Below are 20,344 nucleotides of genomic sequence, written 5' to 3'. Positions count from 1 at the left end.
CCCCGCTCTGGCGACCGCCGTGCTCGCCGGTGGGGGCCTAGCCCGTCCTTCCAGACCACGGTCGCGAGACCTTGCCCGCGACGACCGGCCAGCGCGCCCCGGTGGCGGAGGGCAGGACGTTGGGCTCGCCGTGCACGCAGAAGTAGCCCATGACCGCCATGGCGAGGGTCTCGCGGTCCTTGTCGTCGAAGCCGAGCTCCGCGAAGCCTCGCACGGGCGCGCTCATGGCGCGCCGCAAGCCCTCGAGCAGCGCCGGGTTCCGCGCGCCGCCGCCGGCCACGAGCACCTCGTCGACGCCGAGGGGGGTCAGGTGGTCTGCGAGCCCGTCGGCGACCGTCCTGACGGTCAGCTCGGCGAGCGTCGCCATGAGGTCGGGGAGGTCGGGGGCGCCGTCCGGCCAGCCGCGCGCCAGGGCGGCGTCGAGGTGGAAGTGCTCGCGGCCCGTGGTCTTGGGCGGCCGGAGCGCGAAGTACGGGTCCGCCAGCAGGCGCTCGAGCGCCAGGCCGTCCACCGTGCCGGCGAGCGCCAGGCGGCCGTCGCGGTCGAACGGCTCGCCTGCGAACCGCGCCGCCGCCTCGTTCAGCAAGCAGGTCGCGGGGCCCGTGTCGAACGCGAGCACCCCGTCGGGGTCGCCGCTCGCCGGCAGGTACGTGACGTTGGCGATGCCGCCAAGGTTGATCACGGCGCGGGAGACGCCGGGCGCGGCGTACAGGACGGAGTCGGGGAAGCTGACCAAGGGGGCGCCCTGGCCGCCGGCCGAGAAGTCGGACTGGCGGAAGTCCGAGACCGTGGTCACGCGGCAGCGCTCCGTGACGACCGTCGCCTCGCCGAGCTGCAGGGTGCTCTTCACGTGCCAGCCGCGCTCCGGCTCCACCCGCGGGATGTGGTAGACGGTCTGGCCGGAGAGCGCCACGAGGTCGACGCGGTCGCGCGCCTGGGCGGCCGCGACGACCTCGGCGTAGAACAGGCCGACTTCCTGGTGCAACTCGGTCAGGAGGATCACGTCGGAGCTCTCCGGCTTGAGCGCCGCGTGCAGGCGCGCGGCGAGCGCGTCGGGGTAGACGTGCGCGGCGCGGGCGATGACCTCCCATCGCAACGCGCCCCCCACGCGCTCGAGCCGCGCCGTGACGGTGTCCACGCCGTCGAGCGAGGTGCCGGACATGACCCCGACGACGGTGGCGGGCGGGAGGTCGGGCTTGTCATAGCGAGGGCTCACGCGCCGCCCTCCGCGAACGCCTCGGCGACCGCGGCGTGGACCGCGCGCCGCAGGCGCATCACACCTTCAGCCGAGCCGCGCCTCGGGTGCACGCGGTTCGTCAGGAGCACGACGACGCAGCCGCGGCCGGGGTCGATCACGACGCTCGTGCCCGTGAAGCCGGTGTGGCCGTAGGCGCTCTCAGAGGGGCCGGGGCCGAAAGGCCAGTCGGCTTCCGCGCAACGCCACAGGATGCCGCGGCGCGGGCCCTCGCCGCCGGAGCGGTCGCGGACCGCCGCGCGCAGCAGGTCGGCCTGCGCGAACGGCGCCTCGAGGCGCAACCACGCTTGGGCGTAGCGCGTGAGGTCGGCGGCGGTAGCGAAGAGGCCGGCGTGCCCAGACACGCCGCCGAGGGCGTCGGCGTTCTCGTCGTGGACCCGTCCGACGAGGAGACCGCGCAGGCCGTCGTCCTCCGTGGCGGCGACGTCGAGCGGCGCGGCGCCGGTCAGCGGCCCGTAGCCCGCCCCCGTCATGCCGAGCGGCCCGAAGACGATCTCCTGGGCGTACTCGTCGATGCGCTTGCCCGTCACGCGCTCGACGATGGCCGTGAGGACGATGACGCCGATGTCCGAGTAGAGGTGCGCGCCGGCCGGCTCCGTGAGGCTGGACTGCAGCGCGTTGGCCATGGCGACCCGCCGGTCGTCCGTGAGCGCGAAGAGGGGTCGCCACGCCGGCAGGCCGGAGCGGTGGAGCGCCAGGTCCTCCACGGTCACGCTGCCAAGCGAGGGCTCCTGCATCCAGCCGGCGTTGCTGAAGAAGCGGTCGACGCGGTCGCCCAGCGCTACCTCGTCGGCCTGCACGAGGCTCAGGAGGCTCGGCAGGCACGCGGTCACCTTCGTGACGGAGGCGAGGTCGTAGCGCGTGCTCGCGCCGACGGCCGCGCCGCCGTACGCGGCGGCGCCGCGCGCGACGAACGCGCCGTGGCCCTCGGGGCCCGCCACCTGCAGGACGGCGCCGGGCGTGACGCGCTCGGTGACGGCCCGCTCGAGGAGCGGGGCGCAGGCGGCGACGGCGCGCTCGGCCGCTGCGGTCGCGGCCGTGCCCGCGGTGGCGGACGCGGCTGCCCCGGGCGGCTCTGTCGGGTTTCGCTGCATGAGGAAGAGTAGCACCTGGCCACAGACTGGTCTAGCAATGGTACGGTAGTGGGCGTAGACGCTCATCCCCACCGCCGCAACGCGCGGCCCTGACCGGTTCGGCGACGACGCACGCCCGAGCCGGCGCAGGCTCACCGAAGCGTGATGGCGACGCGACACGGAAGGAAGGGAACATGCGCGCAGCAAGACTCCTCCTCATCGCCGCCGTGGCCTTCGTCGGCACGGCCTTCGCCCAGCAGGGAAGGCTCGAGGTCGCCATCGACACGGCGCCGGTCGGGCTCGACCCGCACATCGTCACGGCCTTCTCCTCGTTCGCCGTCATCGGCCAGATCTACGACGGCCTCCTCGAGGTCGACTCCGGCCTGGAGCTCGAGCCGGCCCTCGCCACGTCCTGGACCGTGTCCGACGACGGGCTCACGTACGTCTTCCAGCTCCGCGACGGCGTCAAGTTCCACAACGGCCGCCCGTTCTCGGCGGACGACGTCGTGTACTCGTTCGAGCGCATCATGAACCCGGAGACGGGTTCGCCCCAGGCGAGCCGCTTCAACGAGGTCGCCTCCGCCGTCGCCACGGGCCCGCTCGAGGTGACGTTCACGCTCAACGTGCCCTTCGCGCCGTTCCTCTCGAACCTCACGAACCTGACGGTCGTGCCCCGCGAGGTCGTCGAGGCCAACGGCGGCAGCCTGCAGCAGGTGGCCGTCGGCACCGGTCCGTTCATGCTCAAGGAGATCGTCCCCGACACGTATGTGCTGCTCGCGGCGAACCCTGACTACTACCGCCCCGGCCAGCCCAAGGTCGCCGAGGTCCGCTACAACATCGTCCCCGAGGCCTCGACGCGCGCCGCCGGCATCCGGACCGGCACGTACCACATCATCCCGGACGTCGACCCGGCGACGGCCGAGACGCTCAAGAACGTCCACGGCGTCACCCTCATGGGCGTCCAGGACCTCTCCTACACGCTCCTCGGCCTGAACGTCAGCCGCGCGCCGTTCAACGACCCGCGCGTGCGCGAAGCCATCAACTACGCCATCGACCGCGCCGAGCTCATCGACGCCGTGTACTTCGGCAACGCCGTCGAGGGCGGGCCCCTCAGCCCCGGCCTGGCCGCGTGGGCGACCGACACGTCCGACTTCGCCTGCTACGCCAGCAACCCGGACAAGGCGCGCGAGCTGCTCGCCGAGGCCGGTTACCCCGACGGCTTCCACGCCGGTCTCCTCACGTTCGGCACCATCCAGGTCGTCAGCGACGCCGCTCAGGTCCTGCAGGCGCAGCTGGCGCGGGTCGGCATCGTCCTCGACGTCAACGTGGCCGAGTTCGGCGCGTTCGTGCAGGCGTGGCGCAACTCCGACTTCGACACCTTCGTGAGCCTCAACGGCGGCTCGACCGACCCGGACGGCTACCTCCACCGCACCTTCGTGACGGGCGGCTCGACGAACGTCTTCAAGTTCTCCGACCCGGCCGTCGACCAGCTCCTGCAGCTCGGGCGCACCACGACGGCCTTCGGCGAGCGCGTCAACATCTACGACCACCTGCAGAAGCGCCTCGCGTGCACCGGCCCCATCAGCCACCTCGCTTACGGCACGCTCTTCAGCGCGGTGACGGACGCCGTGACCGGCTTCCAGCAGCTCCCCACCCGTGGCCTGCGCTACCTGCGGGAAGTGGAGCTCCGCTGAGGGCCTGACGCTTGTTCCAGTACACGGTCAGGCGCCTGCTCGACCTAGTGTTCGTGCTCATCGGGGTATCGATCCTCGTCTTCCTGATGGTGAGGTTCATCCCCGGCGACGCGGTCGCCATCATGCTGGGCGCCAACACCGACATAACGCCTGAGCGCGTCGACGCGCTCAGGCGCCAGATCGGCCTCGACCTGCCCGTCTACGAGCAGTACTGGAACTGGTTGACCGGCGCCCTCAGGGGCGACCTCGGCACGTCCATCTGGACGGGCACGCCCGTCGGCCAGGAGATCCTCGCGCGGCTGCCGGCCACGTTCGAGATCACGCTCCTCGCCCTCGTCCTCGCCTTACTCCTGTCGTTCCCGCTCGGCGTGCTCGCCGCGCGGGCGCGCGGGACGGGCGGGGACGTGGTCGTCAGGGTCATCGCCATCGTCGGCCTCACGCTGCCGTCGTTCTGGGTAGGCGTGCTCCTCCTCTACTTCTTCTCCATCTACCTCCCCCGGTGGCCGGCCATCGGCTACGTGCCGTTCGGCGAGGACCCGCTCGGCAACCTGGCGCGCGTGGCGCTGCCGACGGTGGCCGTGAGCCTCCCCATGGTGGCCGGCCTCACGCGCATCCTGCGCTCCAGCCTCCTGGAGGTCCTCTCGAGCGACTACGTGCGCACGGCGCGCGCCAAGGGCGTGAGCGAGCGCGTCATGCTCTACAAGCACGCGCTGCGCAACGCCATGATCCCGATGATCACCGTCATCGGCGTGCAGCTCGGCTACCTGCTCTCCGGGGTCGTGGTCATCGAGCAGGTCTTCGCCATCCCGGGCGTCGGGCGCCTCATGGTCGGCGCCATCAACGAGCGCAACTACCCGCTCCTGCAGGGCGTCGTGCTCGTCGTGACCGGGGTGTTCGTGGTCGTCAACCTGCTCGTGGACCTGGCGTACGCGTGGATCGACCCGCGCGTGGAGTACTCGTGAACGCGAGGCGCTTCTTCGCGCGGCTATGGCGCAACCGGGTCGGCTTCATCGGCTTCGTCGTGGCCCTCGTCGTGGTGCTGGCGGCGGCCCTCGGTCCGCTGATCGCGCCGTACGACCCCCTCGCCCAGGCGATCCGCGAGCGGTTCCAGGGGCCGTCGGGAACGCACCTGCTCGGCACCGACAACTTCGGTCGCGACACGCTCTCGCGCATCCTCCACGGCTACCGCACGAGCGTCCTCGTCAGCCTCGGCGCGGTGTTCATCGCCACCATCGTCGGGGGCGGGCTCGGCCTCCTCGCCGCCTACTGGGGCGGCTGGCGCGACCGCCTCATCATGCGCTTCATGGACGTGCTCCTCGCCTTCCCCATCATCCTCCTGGCCATCGCGGTGCTGGCGGTCCTCGGTCCCGGGAGCTTCAACACGGGCCTGGCCATCGGCATCGTCTACACGCCCGTCTTCGCGCGGCTCGCGCGCGGACCGGCCCTGACGGTCCTGAGCTGGGACTACGTTGCCGCCGCTCGCGCCCTCGGCGGCGGGGCGCTACGCGTGCTCGGCAAACACGTGACGCCGAACGTGATGGCCCCCATCCTCGTGCAGGTGACGCTCTCGCTCTCCACGGCCATCCTCGTCGAGGCGTCGCTCAGCTTCCTCGGCCTCGGCACGCAGCCGCCCACGCCTTCGCTCGGGCTCATGCTCTCGGAGAGCCGCGGCACCATGCTCCTCTCCCCGTGGGTGTCGGTGTTCTCCGGTCTCGCCATCCTCCTCGCCTCGTTCGGGTTCAACCTCTTCGGCGACGGCCTGCGCGACCTGCTCGACCCCACCCTGCGCGACGCCTGAGACCGGCACCCGTGCCGGGCAGCCCGATCCGCGCCGCCTGCCGCCGTGCCCCACGCGCGCGGCCCAGTGGTGGGGTTGTCGTTGACGCCGCGCCCCTGCGCGCGGCCCTGTGGCCTCGTAGTCCGCTTGGCGACCGCGACCTAAGCGCTCCCTCAAGCAGCCTGGGCCGTCCCTCACACCCTCCCGACCGACCTGCCCTTACACTCGTGTCATGACCACGACTACCCGACGCAACGCCGCGCTGGTCGCTTCCCTCCTGCTCGCTACCCTGCTGGCGACGGCCTCGGCGCAGGTGGATGCCCGCGCCCGCGCCCTCCTCGAGGGCCTCCAACCCGTGACCACCGAGGAGATCCGCAACGTCGACCAGACGGTCGTGAACACCGTTTACATGGACGGCGAGGAGATGGCGACGAACGCCCGCATCGTCATCGACTTCGAGGGGAGGCGCCTGGTCATGCTGACCGAGGTCATGCCCGGGATGTCGACGAGCATCGTCCTCAAGGACGGTCAGGTCACGATGAGCATGCCCGGCATGCCGATGACCCTGCCCGTGCCCCCGGAGACGGCCACGGAGCTCGAGAAGATGTTCGATCAGAACGAGCCCATCCTCCTCGAGGAAGGCGACATCGCCACGTACGACGGCGAGGTCGACTACGGAGGCATCGTCTCGGGAGAGCAGGTCACCTACACGTTCCACGACGAGAGCGGCGAACCGACCACCCTCCGCTACGTCTTCAAGGACGGCAAGATCGTCGGCCTCCACATGGACATCGACTCGGCCGGGGAGTACCTCGTCGCCTACGACACGGCGGTGGACGCCCAGGCGCTGATGGGCTACGACTCGACGACCTACATGCTGGACGGCGACACGTGGAACATGGTCAGCCACTCGCATATCGAGGCGGTCGCCTACAACGTCGTGCTGGACGAGAGCCTGTTCGAGTAGGCGGAGGCTCGTCCACCAGCTCCCATCGGCGAATCAGGGTTCAGCGGCCTGGCCTGAGTGACCACTCCTACGCGAGCAGCACGTCGACGCTCGTTTCGGTGGTGACCACGGCATCTGCACGCATCACGAGCAACGTCCGTTTGGCGCGTGGATGCTGCTCTCCGGCACGCTACAGTGCCGCCATGCCCACCTTCGAGGACCTCGACGGGCTCGCGCGCGCCATGCCGGAGGCGGATGCCCGCCTGTCCACGACGGGCCGGCCCGATTACAGCGTCAAGGGCAAGAGCTTCCTGCTCCTGAGGCCGCCCCGCAAGGACGCCATCGACCCCGACACGGGCGAGCCGATGGACGACGTGCTCGTGTTCAGGACCCAGGGGCAGGCGGGCAAGAGCCGGTGGCTGGACGACCCAACCCTCCCGCTCTTCACCACGCCCCATTTCGACGGTTGGCCAGCCGTACTCATGCGCGTGCGGCACCTGGACGCGGCCGATGCCGCCTCGCTGCGGGAGCTGGTCACCCACGCATGGGCCGCGCAGGCGCCGAAGGCGCTCGTCAAGGCCTACCTAGCGCGACGCGACGCCGTAGACCCGCACTCGCAGCGGGAGAGCTGACGGCCTAAGGCGAGGCGAGAGTAGGAACCCCCGAGAGAACCCGGGGCGCGCGGACCGGCTACAACCTCCGCATCACGCGCCCGGACTGCAGCCCCCACACCTTCCCGCCGCCGTCGCGCAGCACGCGCGCGGCCGCCTTCCTGGCCGGGTAGACGAGCGCCACCTCGTCCGGGCCGACCACGAACGCGGGCACGTCGAGGGGCGGCCAGCCGACCTCGGCGCGCAGCTCCCCCGCCTCCGACAGGTAGAGGCGCGTCCGTCCGTACGGCTCGCCCGAGAGGTAGTCGCCTATGACCGACCCGGGCTCGCCGGCCGCTGTCGCGCCTGGCGAGTCGGCGTAAGGCGCGGGGTCGTAGGGCGCCGGGTCGTAGGCCACCGTGTCGAGCGGCAGCCCGGCGCATGCGTTCACCACGCTCACGAGGAGCTGCTCCGCCGGCACGCCCTCGAGGTTCGACAGGATCACGATCCCGATGCCGAGCTGCGGCGAGTAGCCGATGGCGCTTGAGACGCCCTTGAGGCTACCGCCGTGGCTGATGATCGTGAGACCGTGGTAGTCGTCGCGGCGGGCAAGGCCCAGGCCGTAGCTAGCTCCAGGACCACTGACGATGCGGGGCTCGACCAGCTCGCGAGCGCCGCCCGCCATGAGGTGGCGCACGTAAGCCCGTAGGTCCACGAGCGTGCTCTTGAGCATGCCGCCCCCCTGCATGACTCCCGTCGTCTGCCAGGCCGGCGAGCGCACGACCGCTCCACGGGCGTCGCGCGCGTAGACCGTGGCGTGGTCCGGGTCGGCCAGCACGCCCTCGAGGTCGAACCGTGAGCGGCGCATGCCCAGCGGCGCCAGGACCTCGCGCTCGACCGCCCGCGCGTACGGCTCGCCTGCCACCCGCTCGATGACGCCGCCGACCAAGCAGAAGGCGTCGTTGCTGTACGAGTAGAGCTCGCCCGGCGCGGCCAGGGGCATGGCGTGCGCGTCCAGCCATGCGCTCAGGCCCGCGAACGAGGCGACCCGTGAGGCCAAGGTGGCGATGCGACGCTCCGCGTCGTCATCTGGGATGGCGGCGGCCGAAGCGTCGACGTCCGCCAGCGACCTGGCGGGGGTTCCGGACATGCCCGTGACGCCCGGCGCGAGCGTGAGCTTGGCCTCGGCCAGCGTGGGCGCGGCGGAGACCGGATCGCCCGCCTGGCTGGCGTGGCGCAGCCACGTCATCGTCGGCGTGGGCGGCAGGCCGCTCGCATGACTAAGGAAGTGGTGGAGGCGCGCCGGCGGGCCGTCCGACCAGAGGCGCGCGAACGGCAGGTAACGCCCCACCTCGTCCTCGAGGCTCAGCAGGCCCCGCTCCCGCAACCCCAGCGCGGTGAGCGCCGTGAACGACTTGGTGATGGAGGCGACCCCGAAGACGGTCTCGGGCGTGACCGGCAGAGCAGCCTCGCGGTCGCGGTGACCGAAGCCCCGCTCGAGGATCACATCGGTGGCGGTGAAGACGCTGATGCCGAGGCCGGGGCTCCCGGCCTCGGAGCGAGCTGAATCGGCGACTTCTGCCAGCGTAGCGGCAAGGCCGGTGGGGAAGGCGGGCATGCCGCCGATTACACCATCGCCGGCCCCGCCTTGCCCACGTCAGCGGGCCTGTGCCGGGCCCCGCCGAGGCCGCGTCCAGCGGCACGCCGGCTGCGCCGGTCGACCGCCGAACGCCGCGGAGCGTGCGGTACACGTGAGACAGGACGCATCGCGGGGCGGGTCGAGGGTGTCACAATGGAGCACCGCGCCCGGTCGCCGTCGGGTACGCGCCCAACGCCAACCATGACCATAGCCGCCACCTACCTACCCGTACTGGCCCTGTTGCCTTTCGTGGTCGGTATGGTGGTCGCGCTCCTACCCCGCCACGCGCGCAACACCGCGGCCGGTCTGGCAGGTGGGACGGCGCTGGTCGGCGTGCTCCTCACCGCGCTGGCGTACGGCGGGGTGACGGAAGGCGCCGTCTTGCGCCAGACGTGGAGTTGGCTTCCCGACATCGGGCTCGAGCTCACGTGGCGGCTTGACGGCCTGAGTTGGCTGTTCGCCCTCCTCGTTACGGGCATCGGCGCCCTCGTCGTGCTCTACGCGCGCTACTACATGGCCGCGGAAGACCCGGTACCGCGGTTCTTCTCTTACCTGCTCTCGTTCATGGGCTCCATGCTCGGGCTCGTGTTGTCTGGCAACCTCATCCAGCTCCTGTTCTTCTGGGAGCTGACCAGCCTCCTCTCGTTCCTCCTCATCGGCTACTGGCACCACAACGAGAACGCGCGCGACGGCGCCCGCATGGCGCTCACCGTCACCGGGCTCGGCGGCTTCCTGCTACTGGTCGGGGTGCTGCTCGTCGGCCATGTCGTCGGCAGCTTCGACATCGACACGGTCATCACCAACCGCGAGGCGCTCATGGCCAGCCCGCTCGTCACGCCGGCCATCATCTGCCTACTCATAGGCGCTTTCGCGAAGAGCGCCCAGTTCCCCCTGCACTTCTGGCTACCGCACGCCATGGCCGCGCCGACGCCCGTGTCGGCCTACCTGCACTCGGCCACCATGGTCAAGGCCGGCATCTACCTGATGATGCGCCTATGGCCCGTGATGGCCGGCAACGACACCTGGTACTACGTCGTCAGCGTCGCGGGTCTGGTGACCTTCCTGCTCGGCGGCATCGCTGCCGCCTTCCAGTACGACCTCAAGGGCATCCTGGCCTATTCGACGATCAGCCACCTCGGGCTCATCACCCTACTGCTAGGCCTATCGACGCCGGCCGCGGCCGTGGCAGCCATCTTCCATACCCTCAACCACGCCACCTTCAAGGCGTCGCTCTTCATGGCCGCGGGCGTCATCGACCACGAGACGGGCACCCGCGACATAAGACGGTTGAGCGGTCTCCTCAGACACATGCCGTACACGGGCACGCTGGCCATAGTCGCCGCCGGCGCGATGGCCGGCGTGCCGCTGCTCAACGGCTTCATCTCCAAGGAGATGTTCCTCACCGAGACCCTGGCGTTCCATACGGGCTCGTTACTGGACCGGCTCCTGCCGCTCATAGCCACCCTGGGGAGCGCCTTCAGCGTCCTCTACTCCGTGCGGTTCATCCACCAGGTCTTCTTCGGGCCGGAAGCCACGGACCTCCCCCGCAAGCCGCACGAGCCCGTCAGCTGGATGCGCCTGCCCATCGAGCTCCTCGTCCTGATCTGCCTGGTCGTCGGCATCATCCCGAACCTGTCGGTCGGCCCGCTCCTGCGTTCGGCGGTCGTCGCCGTGCTCGGCCCGGAGGCGCCCCGCTTCCACCTCGAGTTGTGGCACGGGTTCACCCCGGCGTTCATGCTCAGCCTCGTCGCCATGGCGCTCGGCGCCGGCCTCTACTTCGCCCTCTACCGCCGCCTGGCCAACCGGGAGGCCCGCGACCGCCCCTGGGCGGGCCGCGTGCGCGCGCGCCGCATCTTCGACGGGGCCATGACCGGCCTGTTCGCCGGTGCCGGCTTCATCACGCGCCTGGCCGGCACCGTGAGGCTCCAGCCGCAGCTCTTCCTCATCGTCCTCGCCGCGGTCGTGGCGGGGGCGGCCCCCTTCGCCTACCACGCCGTGACCCAGGCCGGCGCCGGCCTCACGCTCGGGACTCGGCCCCTCACCCCCGTCTCGCTGCCGTTCATCGTCGTGTGGGCGTTCGGCATCGCCAGCGCCGCCGGCGCCACCATCCTCGCCAAGTTCCACCGGCTCGCCGCCCTCATCCTCACGGGCGGGGCGGGGCTGGCCGTGTGCCTGACCTTCGTCTGGCTCTCGGCGCCCGACTTGGCCGTCACACAACTCCTGGTCGAGATCGTGACGACCGTGCTCCTCCTGCTCGGCCTACGCTGGCTCCCCGCCCGCGTGGCCACCAAGGAGGACCTCGAGCGGTCAAGGGCCGTGGTCGTCGCGCGTCGGGGGCGCGACCTCGTGCTGGCGCTGATCGCCGGCGGCGGCATGGCGACCCTCGCCCTGGCGGCCATGACGCGCCCGAGGGTCAGCGGCATCGCCGAGTTCTTCAATGCCAACGCGCTGGAGGGCGGGGGTGGCCGCAACGTCGTCAACGTCATCCTCGTCGACTTCCGCGGTTTCGACACCATGGGCGAGATCACGGTGCTCGCCATCGTGGCCCTCACCGTGTTCGCGCTGCTGAGGCGCTTCCGGCCCGCCCGCGAGGTCGTCGGCAGCACTCGTCAGCAGCGGCGCCAGGACGCCTACGACGAGGCGCGATCGGACAGGGAGGTAGGCGACACCGCGCGCGACTACCTGTTCGTGCCCCGAATCGTCATGCACCTGCTCTTCCCCGTGATCACGCTCTTCGCCATCCATCTCTTCCTGCGCGGGCACAACGAGCCGGGCGGTGGCTTCGCCGCCGGGGTGGCGATGGCCACCGCGTTCATCATCCAGTACATGGCGCGCGGCACTCGTTGGGTCGAGGAACGCCTGCGCGTCCTTCCGCTCATCTGGATCGGGACCGGTCTCCTGGTGGCGGCGTTCACGGGGATAGGCGCCTGGTTCTTCGGACGGCCCTTCCTCACGTCCGCCCACGACCACTTGCACGTTCCGCTCATAGGTGAGGTGAGCCTCGCGTCCGCTAGCCTCTTCGACCTGGGCGTGTTCGCCCTCGTCATCGGCGCGACCGTCCTCATGCTCATAGCCCTCGCGCACCAATCCATCCGCAGCGCCCGCACCGGCCTCTCCGCCCAGGACCTCGAAGGGGCGACGAGCGCGCCCGGCCCCGCCGCGGCCGAACCCGCCGTCAAGCTCGGCGAGGCGGGAGGCGACTGATGGAGATCGTCGTCGCCATCGGCATCGGCGTCCTCGCGACGACCGGCGTCTACCTGATCCTCAGGCCACGCACCTTCCAGGTGATCATCGGCCTGTCGCTCCTGACTTACGCCGTCAACCTCTTCATCCTCGCCATGGGCAGGCTCGTGGTCGACGGAGCGCCCCTCCTGACGGAAGGCGCCGACCCGAGCACTTTCGCCGACCCCGTTCCGCAGTCGCTCGTGCTCACGTCCATCGTCATCAGCTTCTCCATGACCGCCCTCTTCTTGGTGGTGCTCCTGGCAGCCCGTGGCATCACGGGCACCGACCACGTCGACGGCGACGGGATGAGCGCATGACGGGGCTGCTGGAGGTACTCGACCGGCACGTGAGCATCGTGCCGATCCTGCTGCCGCTGGTCGCCAGCGCGGCCATGCTCCTGCTGCACGAACGGAGACGGCGCGCCAAGGCCATCGTGAGTTCGCTCACGCTCGCGGCCATGCTCGCCGCGACCTTACGGCTCCTCGCCGTGGTCGCCGACGCGAGCACGCCCGAGATCGTCGTCTACCGACTCGCGAACTGGAGTGCGCCGTACGGGATCGTGCTCGTCGCCGACAGGCTCTCCGTGCTCATGGTCCTGGTGACCGTGCTCCTCGGGGCCGCCGGCATGACCTACGCGCTCGCACGCTGGGCGACGCTCGGGCCCAGGTTCCATAGCCTCTACCTGCTGCTGCTCATGGGCCTCTGCGGAGCCTTCCTGACGGGCGACCTCTTCAACCTCTACGTGTTCTTCGAGGTGCTCCTCGCCGCCTCATACGGCTTGGCCCTGCACGGTTCCGGCAAGCGGCGCGTGAAGGCCGGCCTCCACTACGTCGCCATCAACCTGGCCGCCTCGGTCGTCTTCCTCGTCGGCGTCAGCCTCGTCTACGCCGTGACGGGCACCCTGAACATGGCCGACCTGGCCGACAAGGTCGGGCAGCTCGGCCCGGACAACCTCGTGCTCTTGAAGGCCGGGCTCTCCATCCTCGGCGTGGCCTTCCTCGTGAAGTCGGGCGCCTGGCCGCTGTCTTTCTGGCTCCCGACCACCTACTCCGCAGCCGCAGCGCCCGTCGCCGCCATCTTCGCCGTGATGACGAAGGTCGGCGTCTACGTGATCCTGCGGCTGGTGGCGCTCCTGTGGCCCGGCGGGGAGGCCCTCGCCCTGTTCGGCAGCTCGTGGCTGCTCTACCTCGGCCTCGCCACGGTCCTGTTCGGTACGTTCGGCGTGCTGGCCAGCGCGGAGCTGCCACGCATGGCCGGCTACCTCACCATGATCTCGTCAGGAACCGTGCTCGCCGTCGTCGCGAGCGGCGACCCCGTCGTGCTGTCAAGCGCCCTGTACTACCTGATCGGCTCGACCATCGGGATCGGCGTCATCTTCCTCCTCTGCGAGCTCGTGAACCGCCGCGACGGCGAGGTGGCCCAGGCCGTCGGCCCCGTCTTCCATGACGACTTCGAGACGCAGCTGCGCAACGAGTTCGAAGGCGTCGAGTTGGGCGTCACGCTGCCGCTCGCCACCACGCTGCTCGCCGCCGCCTTCTTCTTCGTGGCGTTGCAGCTGGTCGGGCTGCCGCCGCTCTCGGGGTTCATCGCCAAGTTCGGCATGCTGGCGGCCGTCGTCGAGGCGGGGTCGGGCGGCTACGCGCACGCGCCGGCCTCCGCGGCCTGGTGGGTCGTCGGCGTCATAGTCTTCTCGGGCTTCTGCGTTCTGGTGGCGCTCATGCGCAAGGGCGTCAGCGTGTTCTGGGCGGAGCCGGCCGGGACCACGCGGGTGGTCAGGCCGCTAGAGGCCGTCCCGGTCGCTTTCCTGATCGCCCTGCTCGTCGCGCTGACCGTGCTGGCCCAGCCGGCGCTGCGCTACACTGCCGCCGCCAGCGCAGGGCTCGAGGCGCGCTCAAGCTACCTGAGCAGCGTCCTGCAAGCACCCGCGGGGGAGGAGCCGTGAGGCGCATCGTCCCCCACCCCCTCCTCGCAGCCCTCCTTGCGGCCATGTGGCTCCTGCTCCAAGAGTCGCTCGCCCCGGCCGACATAGCTCTCGGGGTGGTGCTCGGGCTCGTGCTCTCGCGCGTGATGGTGGCGCTGGAGCAGGAGGCGCCCAGCATCAGGCGCCCCCTGGTGGCCCTCGGCCTGTTCCTGGTCGTGTCCTACGACGTGGTGCGCTCCAACTTCGCCGTCGTCGCCATCCTGGCGGACCGGCGCCGCAAGGCTCACTCCGGCTTCGTGAACGTGCCTCTGACCATCAAGAGCCCTTACGCGCTCGCCGCACTGGCGACGATCATCACCGCCACGCCGGGCACTTTCTGGGCTGCCTACGATTCCCGCACGAACGTCGTGACGATCCACGTGCTCGACCTCGTAGACCCCGACTACTGGGTGAGCGCGGTAACGCAACGTTACGAGCGGCGCCTCCGGGCGGTGTTCGAATGACGGCGGAGGCCATCCTCCACTGGGGCCTGCTGGCGGCCCACGGAATGCTGGCCATCGGCCTCGTCTTCGCCGCCGCGCGCCTCATCCGGGGCCCGCGGGCGCAGGACCGCGTCCTGGCGTTCGACGCCGTCTACCTCAACGCCGCGCTGCAGATAGTCATGTTCGGCATGCGCGCCGGCCAGAGCGGCTACCTGGAGGCGGCACTCGTCATGACGCTCCTAGGCTTCGCCGGCAGCTCCGCTCTCGCGAAGTTCCTCATGCGCGGGGAGGTCATCGAGTGACCCCCTTCGTCGCCGCCGTCGTAGTCCTTCTCGCGCTCTTCGGCGCGGCGCTCGCGGCCGTCGGCTCGTACGGGCTGCTGCGGCTGCGCTCCTTCTACGAGCGCGCCCATCCGGCGACGCTGGCGGCCACCCTCGGCGCCACGTCCATCCTCCTGGCCGCGCTCCTCTTCTACTCCACGTCCGCCGGCAGACTCCTCCCCAAGGCGCTGCTCCTGATCGTGTTCATCCCCCTCGTGAACCCTGTCACGACCATGCTCCTGGCGCGCGCGGCGCTCTCCCGCGACAGGGCGAAGCGGCGCCTCACGCCCGTAGTGACCGGGAGCGCCGACGAGGACTGGCTGCGGGAGGCCGACGAACTCGTGCGTGCGCAGGCCGAGGCGGCGAAGCAGCCGGCCGTACGAGAGGACGACGGTGGCGCGTGAAGCGGGGCAGGACCGGCCTGGGCAGCTGGCAACTCCTGGGCCTCGGCGTAGGCGCGGCTAGTCTGGCCATCACCTGGGGCCTCTACAACAACTTCATGCCGCTGCTTCTGCGGGACTACGTGCGTTCGAGCGGCATGCGCGGCGCGATCATGGGCCTCGACAACGTGATGGCCATGATCCTCCTCCCGCTACTCGGCACCTGGTCCGACAGGATCGACGGCCCGCTCGGCAAGCGTCTGCCCTTCCTGATCGTGAGCATGCCGCTTGCCGCCGTCCTGTTCGCGCTCCTACCCTTCGCGAAGGCCGCCTTCTGGACGCTCCTGGCGGTCGACGTCGCGTTCCTCCTCACCATGACCGCCTTCCGCGCGCCGCTCGCGGCGCTCATGCCCGACCACGTCCCGCCCAGCGGCAGACCCCACGCCAACGCGGTCCTCACCATGTTGGGGGCCGTCGGGGGCGCCATCGGCCTCCTCTTCGTCGCCCCCATGGCGGACGTGGCGCCCTGGTTCCCGTTCGCTGTAGCCGGCGCCGTCATCCTCGCGGCGCTGTTCGCCGTGCGGGCGGCCACGGAGCCGCATCCGCCCTACGTCAGCGCCGGCGTCATCCAGGAAGACGCGCCCCTGCTCGGTGGCCTGGTCCGCGACGCCGCCACGGTCTTGCGCGCTAGGGAGGGCGGGATCCTCCTGGTGCTGGTGGCCGTCTTCTTCGCCTTCTTCGGCTATTCGGCGCTGGAAGCGCAGTTCAGCACGTTCGCCACGGAGGAGTTCGGTCTGAGCGGCGGCAGCTCGGGCATGATCATGGGGGTGACCATCGCCGGCTTCGTGGTGATGGCGCTGCCGGCCGCCCGACTCGCGCACCGCCTCGGCGAGCTGAACACCATGCGTCTCGGCGCCTCGCTCCTCGCCCTCTGGCTGCTCGTGGCCACGCTGACCGCCGACCCCGCCACCCTCTCCATCTGGCTCGGACTGGGCGGCGCGTCGTGGGCGTTCGTACTCGTGCCCGCCTACCCTCTGGTCGTCAACCAGGGCGGCGAGGACCGCGTGGGCTTCTACACCGGCATCTACTACCTGTTCGGCTCGGCGGCCGCCATCCTGGCCCCCAGCTCGGTCGGCGCCGCCATGGACCTGTTGGGGAACAGCGTGCTCCTGCCGGCCGTCGGCGTCAGCATGGTCATCACGGCGGTGACGCTCACGCTGGCCATGCGCTCGCGATCGGCCCGAGCGTAAGGCCGGCCGGCCCAACGCCAGACCGCTGCCGGCGCCCCAGCTTCCCGAACTCCCCGGCGATCCGGCTGGAAGGCGGGCGCTAGGCGCGCGCCGTGAGCGGCACGGGCAGCTTCCCGGTGACCGGGCGGCCGAGCAGGGCGTCCACCACCGCTTGCGGCGCGCTCCCCCGGTAACCGAAGGCTAGCAGCGCCGGCCCAGGCACCACCGCGGCGGAGTACGGGTTCCAGAGGGCGACGTGGACGAACGGCACGCCGGCGTACCTGGCCCACTCGGCAGCGCGCAGGGCGGAGGCGACCTCGCCGTCAGCCACGCGCGTGCGGCTAGTCGAGACGTAGACGACCGCGTCCGGCAAGGGGTTCATGCCGCCCAGGCCGGGGGTCACGTCGGCCGTCTCGCCCCACGTCAGGTGGATGCGCTCGACGTAGACGCCCCGCCGTTCCAGCTCGCTCACGAGCCCGTCGGCCGGCCGCGCGCTGAGCTGGCTGGCGGCGTTGGCCCGCACGGCCGTGGTGGCTATCAGCGCGATCCGGTCGCCCGGCGCCAGCCTCGGGAGCTCACCGACCGCCACGAGCCCGCGCCGCGTGGCCTCGGCCATCGTGGCGTAGTCGGCCAGCTCGCCCGCGGTCTCGCCGCCTGTCCCGTAAGACCGGCCCGCGGGGCGTGCGGGGAAGCGCCGCGCGAAGCTCGCGATCCGCCCGAGAGTCGTGGCGTACTCCCCCGCGTCGAGCTCCCCGGCCGCCACGGCCCCCTCGATGGCGCCGAGCGCACGGCGCTGCACGGCCAAGGGACCCAGCGTGAGGGGCAGGTCGGCGCCGGCCCGCAGGGCCATGACGGCCGCGGTGCCGGGATCGAAGCGCTCAGACACCGCCTTCATGTCGAGCGCGTCCGTGATCGCCAGCCCCCCGTAGCCGAGCTCTGTGCGCAGCAGGTCGTGCAGCGCCCGACGCGAGAGCGTGGCCGGGAGGTCGGCCTCGAGGGCGGGGAGCACGATGTGCGCGCTCATCACGGCGGCCGCTCCGGCCCCGAACCCAGCCTGGAACGGCGGCAGCTCGGTGCGCCTGAGGTCGTCGAGCGAGCGCTCGACCGTCGGGAGCGCCAGGTGGGAGTCGAGGCTCGTGTCGCCGTGGCCGGGGAAGTGTTTGAGGGTGGCGCCGACGCCGGCCGACTGGAGCCCGCGCACGAACGCGGCGACGTGCCGCCCCACGAGGGTCGGGTCCGCCCCGAACGAGCGGTCGCCTATGACCGGGTTGAGCGGGTTGGAGTTGACGTCCGCCACCGGGGCGAAGTCGAGGTTGATGCCGATGCCGGCGAGGGCGCGGCCCGTCGCGGAGGCCACCGCCTCCGTTAGCGCCACGTCGTCCGCGGCGCCAAGGGCCATGGCCGGGGGCGGGAACGGCACGTCCAGCACCCGCAGGACGCCGCCGCCTTCCTGGTCGATGGCGACGATGAGGTCGTCACCGGCCAGCGAGCGCGCCTCTGCGAGGTAGTCGGCGAGCTGGTAGCGGTCCTGGACGTTGCGCCCGAAGAGGCAGACGCCGGCCAGCCGGCGCTCGCTCAGCAGCTCGCGCTCGTCCGGGGTGATGGCGGTGCTCGAGAGGTCGCCCATCAGTGGCAGCACGCTCACGCTTCGGTCACCTCGACCTTCGTCCGCGGCGCTCCGCGGGTCAGTGGAGCTCGGGTCATCTGGACCTGACGTCCGCGGCGTCGCGCAGGGCGTCGCCGACGAAGTTGAAGGCCAGGACGGAGAGGACGATGAGCGCGCCTGGCGCTAGGAGCCACGGGTAGAGCCTGAGCGACTCGAAGTTCTGCGCGTCCTTGAGGAGGAGCCCCCACGAGGTCATGGGCTCCTTCACGCCCAGGCCGAGGAACGACAGGGCGCTCTCGCCCAGGATGTAGCCGGGCAGGGCGAGCGTGGCCGCGACGACGAGGTACGAGGTCAGGTTCGGCACGACGTGCTTGACGATGACGGTGAGGTCGCGCACGCCGAGCGCCTTGGCCGCCGTGACGAACTCCGTCTCCCGCACGGCCAGCACCTGACCGCGCACGACGCGCGCGAGGCCCGCCCAGCCGATGACGGCGAGCACCGCGACGATGCCGAGGTACACGGCCGTCGACGGCCACGTCGTGGGGATGACCGTGGCGAGGGCGAGGAGGATAGGGATGCGCGGGAAGCTGAGGAGCACCTCGATGAGGCGCTGCAGGACCTGATCGATCCAGCCGCCGTAGTAGCCGCTGACGCCCCCCACCAGGATGCCGATGCTGAACGAGATGAGGATGCCGATGAGGCCCACAGTGAGCGACACCTGCGAGCCCACCAGCATGCGCGAGAGGAGGTCGCGTCCGAAGCGGTCGGTGCCGAGCGGGTAGTAGTCGCCCCCGACGGCGCCGAACAGGTGCCTGTCCGTCTCGATGAGGCCGAGGAACCTGTACCGCTCGCCCTTGACGAAGAGACGCAGCGGCAGGGGCTGCTCCTTGTCGGCGACGAAGACGCGCCGGAAGGTGACGGGGTCGCGCTCCTGGGTCATGGCGTACGTGTGCGGCCAGGCGAGGTGACCCTCGAACCAGAGGCTCAAGGGCTGGGGCGGCTGGTAGACGGCGCGGTGCTGGGTCGTCACGTCGAAGGGCGCGATGAACTGGGCCAGGAGCGCCACGAGGTAGAGAAGCAGCAGGATGATGCCGCCGAGCACGCCCGTGCGCGAGCGCGTGAACCGGCGCCAGGCCAGGCGGAGCGGGCTGGGCCCGGCGTCGTCCTGCTTGCGCTGGGCGGCCGCGACGGTCGCGTCAGTCATAGCGGATCCTCGGGTCCACCCACGCGAGCGCGACGTCCGCGAGCAGGTTGCCGACCATGAGGAGCGCGCTCGCCAGGAGCAGGAGCGTCATGGCGACGTACTGGTCCTTGGCGAGGAGGGAGTCGTAGAGCAGCGGCCCGATGGTGGGGAGGTTGAGCACGATGCTGGCGATGATGGTGCCGTTGATGAGCTCGGGCAGGCTGAGGCCGAGCATGGAGACGAGCGGGTTGATGGCGGTGCGCACGGCGTGGCGGTTGACGACGCGCCGCTCGGAGAGCCCCTTGGCGCGGGCGGTGCGCACGTAGTCGGCGTTCAGCACGTCGAGCAGGTTGGCGCGCATCTGACGCATGACGGACGCCACGCCGGTCGTGCCGATGGCCAGGATCGGGATCCACATGTGGTTGAGGAAGTCGAGGAACTTCTCCCAGCTCCACGGCACGCCGATGTACTTGGGGCTGAAGAGGCCGCCGACCTGCGTGCCGCCCGTCTGCAGGACGAGCGCGATCAGGAGGAGGGCGATGAGGAAGTCCGGCACGGCTAGCCCGACGTAGCCGATGAAGCTCGAGACGGCGTCCGTGAAGCCGTTGCGCCTCAAGGCCGTGATTATGCCGAGGGGCACCGCGACGACCCACGAGAAGAGCATGGTTATGCCGGCGATGACCACCGTCCAGAAGAGCCGCTCGCCGATGACCGTGGAGACGGGGCGGTTGGCGAAGAAGCTGAAGCCGAAGTCGCCCTTGGTGACGATGCCGGTGATCCACCGGAGGTACTGCTGATAGAGGGGCTCGTCGAGGCCGAGCTGGACGTTGATGCGCGCCACGGCTTCCGGCCCCATGCGTGGGTCCTCGAGATAGCGGTCCGTGAAGGAGCCCGGGGCGGCCTGGATGACCACGAAGCAGACGACCGACACCAGGAGGATGGTCGGGATCATGATGGCGACGCGCCTGATCAGGTAGGCGAACACTGGATGCTCCCAGTCTAGATAGGTCGGGCCGACACTTGC

The 20,344-nt window shown here is 70.8% G+C and carries 18 protein-coding genes; 12 read left to right on the top strand and 6 right to left on the bottom strand.

The annotated features are described in order from the left end of the window. Positions 1-37: 37 nt before the first annotated feature. On the bottom strand, positions 38-1,216 hold the full coding sequence (locus M9914_10535) for an anhydro-N-acetylmuramic acid kinase (GenBank protein MCO5174615.1): 1,179 nt from the start codon (positions 1,214-1,216) through the stop codon (positions 38-40). After that, on the bottom strand, positions 1,213-2,349 hold the full coding sequence (locus tag M9914_10530; protein ID MCO5174614.1) for a serine hydrolase: 1,137 nt from the start codon (positions 2,347-2,349) through the stop codon (positions 1,213-1,215). The genes M9914_10535 and M9914_10530 overlap by 4 nt, the downstream gene beginning before the upstream one ends. A 173-nt stretch (positions 2,350-2,522) precedes the next feature. Here M9914_10530 and M9914_10525 point away from each other — a divergent pair, with 173 nt between their 5' ends. From M9914_10525 to M9914_10505, 5 genes are all read left to right on the top strand, one after another. Continuing rightward, positions 2,523-4,022: an ABC transporter substrate-binding protein gene (locus M9914_10525; protein ID MCO5174613.1), complete on the top strand. Its 1,500-nt coding sequence runs from the start codon at positions 2,523-2,525 to the stop codon at positions 4,020-4,022. Between the two features lie 11 nt (positions 4,023-4,033). Continuing rightward, positions 4,034-4,984, top strand: coding sequence for an ABC transporter permease (locus M9914_10520; protein MCO5174612.1), 951 nt, complete (start codon positions 4,034-4,036; stop codon positions 4,982-4,984). After that, positions 4,981-5,820, top strand: a complete 840-nt coding sequence (locus tag M9914_10515; protein MCO5174611.1) for an ABC transporter permease — start codon at positions 4,981-4,983, stop codon at positions 5,818-5,820. The genes M9914_10520 and M9914_10515 overlap by 4 nt, the downstream gene beginning before the upstream one ends. A 211-nt stretch (positions 5,821-6,031) precedes the next feature. Next, positions 6,032-6,766, top strand: coding sequence for a hypothetical protein (locus M9914_10510; GenBank protein MCO5174610.1), 735 nt, complete (start codon positions 6,032-6,034; stop codon positions 6,764-6,766). Positions 6,767-6,948: 182 nt separating this feature from the next. Further along, positions 6,949-7,377 carry a hypothetical protein gene (locus tag M9914_10505; protein ID MCO5174609.1) on the top strand — a complete coding sequence of 143 codons (429 nt, stop codon included), beginning with the start codon at positions 6,949-6,951 and terminating at the stop codon, positions 7,375-7,377. Between the two features lie 58 nt (positions 7,378-7,435). On the opposite strand, the gene M9914_10500 is transcribed toward M9914_10505, so the two are convergent. Beyond that, positions 7,436-8,953, bottom strand: a complete 1,518-nt coding sequence (locus M9914_10500) for a beta-lactamase family protein (GenBank protein MCO5174608.1) — start codon at positions 8,951-8,953, stop codon at positions 7,436-7,438. 222 nt (positions 8,954-9,175) lie between these two features. On the opposite strand from M9914_10500, the gene M9914_10495 reads away from it, so the two are divergent. The 7 genes from M9914_10495 to M9914_10465 are packed head-to-tail and all read left to right on the top strand — an operon-like array spanning position 9,176 to position 16,552. Continuing rightward, positions 9,176-12,178, top strand: coding sequence for a monovalent cation/H+ antiporter subunit A (locus tag M9914_10495; GenBank protein ID MCO5174607.1), 3,003 nt, complete (start codon positions 9,176-9,178; stop codon positions 12,176-12,178). Next, positions 12,178-12,516: a Na+/H+ antiporter subunit C gene (locus M9914_10490; GenBank protein ID MCO5174606.1), complete on the top strand. Its 339-nt coding sequence runs from the start codon at positions 12,178-12,180 to the stop codon at positions 12,514-12,516. The genes M9914_10495 and M9914_10490 overlap by 1 nt, the downstream gene beginning before the upstream one ends. Next, positions 12,513-14,141 (top strand): monovalent cation/H+ antiporter subunit D, encoded by a 1,629-nt coding sequence (locus M9914_10485; protein MCO5174605.1) that lies wholly within the window; start codon positions 12,513-12,515, stop codon positions 14,139-14,141. The genes M9914_10490 and M9914_10485 overlap by 4 nt, the downstream gene beginning before the upstream one ends. Further along, on the top strand, positions 14,138-14,623 hold the full coding sequence (locus tag M9914_10480; GenBank protein ID MCO5174604.1) for a Na+/H+ antiporter subunit E: 486 nt from the start codon (positions 14,138-14,140) through the stop codon (positions 14,621-14,623). The genes M9914_10485 and M9914_10480 overlap by 4 nt, the downstream gene beginning before the upstream one ends. Next, positions 14,620-14,904, top strand: a complete 285-nt coding sequence (locus M9914_10475; GenBank protein ID MCO5174603.1) for a K+/H+ antiporter subunit F — start codon at positions 14,620-14,622, stop codon at positions 14,902-14,904. Before M9914_10480 ends, M9914_10475 begins: the two co-directional genes overlap by 4 nt. Then, entirely contained in the window at positions 14,901-15,326 is a 426-nt protein-coding gene (gene mnhG / locus M9914_10470; protein MCO5174602.1) for a monovalent cation/H(+) antiporter subunit G, read from the top strand. The genes M9914_10475 and mnhG overlap by 4 nt, the downstream gene beginning before the upstream one ends. Then, the gene (locus tag M9914_10465; protein ID MCO5174601.1) at positions 15,323-16,552 is read left to right on the top strand and encodes an MFS transporter; all 1,230 of its coding nucleotides are present in this window, start codon (positions 15,323-15,325) and stop codon (positions 16,550-16,552) included. Before mnhG ends, M9914_10465 begins: the two co-directional genes overlap by 4 nt. 79 nt (positions 16,553-16,631) lie before the next feature. On the opposite strand, the gene nagZ is transcribed toward M9914_10465, so the two are convergent. The 3 genes from nagZ to M9914_10450 are packed head-to-tail and all read right to left on the bottom strand — an operon-like array spanning position 16,632 to position 20,305. Further along, positions 16,632-18,176 (bottom strand): beta-N-acetylhexosaminidase, encoded by a 1,545-nt coding sequence (gene nagZ / locus M9914_10460; GenBank protein ID MCO5174600.1) that lies wholly within the window; start codon positions 18,174-18,176, stop codon positions 16,632-16,634. Between the two features lie 55 nt (positions 18,177-18,231). Continuing rightward, a complete protein-coding gene (locus M9914_10455; protein MCO5174599.1) occupies positions 18,232-19,341 on the bottom strand; it encodes an ABC transporter permease in 1,110 nt (369 codons plus the stop codon). After that, on the bottom strand, positions 19,334-20,305 hold the full coding sequence (locus M9914_10450) for an ABC transporter permease (GenBank protein ID MCO5174598.1): 972 nt from the start codon (positions 20,303-20,305) through the stop codon (positions 19,334-19,336). Before M9914_10450 ends, M9914_10455 begins: the two co-directional genes overlap by 8 nt. Between the last annotated feature and the right edge of the window lie 39 nt (positions 20,306-20,344).

The sequence above is a fragment of the Trueperaceae bacterium genome, assembly GCA_023954415.1.
In the GTDB taxonomy this organism is placed as follows: domain Bacteria; phylum Deinococcota; class Deinococci; order Deinococcales; family Trueperaceae; genus JAAYYF01.
The sequence above is the reverse complement of the archived record's forward strand: the minus strand, read 5'-3'. Positions and strand labels throughout refer to the sequence as shown.